The sequence below is a fragment of the Staphylococcus gallinarum genome, from assembly GCF_000875895.1.
GTDB classification, from domain to species: domain Bacteria; phylum Bacillota; class Bacilli; order Staphylococcales; family Staphylococcaceae; genus Staphylococcus; species Staphylococcus gallinarum.
Genome location: NZ_JXCF01000080.1, coordinates 1 through 869, shown reverse-complemented (window position 1 = coordinate 869; position 869 = coordinate 1). Strand labels below are relative to the sequence as shown.

The following is an 869-nucleotide window of genomic DNA, read 5'->3' as shown; positions in this document are numbered from 1 at the left end:
AAATTGCTTTATCTTGAACATGACGTTCAAATAAATACATCAACTTATCGTGGTTCAACATGTCAAAGCACTGTTTTAAATCACAATCAACTGCGACCGAATAGCCCTCTTCATAGTACGTTGCACATTGCTTAAGCGCAGTGCCTGTACTACGATTGGGTCTAAAGCCATGACTGTGTTTTGAGAATGTACGGTCGATTTTCGGTTCAATAACTTGTTTAATGGCTTGTTGGATAACTCTATCTCTAGCGACAGGGATTCCCAACACACGCTTTTTCCCGTTTGGTTTTGGGATTTCAACTTTCCTTACTGCTTGTGGTTTATATGTGCCATCAAGCAGTTTCTTTCTAATTTGTGGAAAGTATTGCGCAAAGTGTCCATTCAGTTCACCGACTTTCATACCGTCAATTCCTGGTGCTCCTCTGTTCTTTCTCACTTTCTTGATTGCCTTTTCAATGTTGTTCGGTCTTACAACAAGCTCCATCAAGGATGGAGACTCACGATACATTTCTTTCATTTCACCTAAGATTTACTGTACACACTTATATACCCTTTTTCGTTCCACTACTTATCTCTCTATAAGCTGCCGGTATCTACCGTTTTCTGTACGTCGTAAATCTGTAACCTCCATTCTTTACTTTGTATGAATATTGTTCAGTCCTTCAGTATTTCTACCTACTATGACCTCTGCTGACTTCTCATCATTCGTTGTTACTACGGCATTTCTGTCGCTGATGAGACCTCCCCGGGTAAGAGTAATCACTTTCCACTCATGTTACTGCATCATTTACTATATAGAACTCGGGTAGTATGGGACTTTATCTTGAATTGCAGATTCGTCCATTCTACATAGCCTTATATGATATTTC

At 39.6% G+C, this 869-nt stretch carries 1 protein-coding gene; it reads right to left on the bottom strand.

Annotation, left to right across the window (positions count from 1 at the left end; all coding sequences use genetic code 11):
- Positions 1–508, bottom strand: a 508-nt coding sequence (locus SH09_RS13455; RefSeq protein WP_042740147.1) for a reverse transcriptase domain-containing protein, incomplete at its 3' end; no start/stop codon positions are given.
- Positions 509–869: the final 361 nt, after the last annotated feature.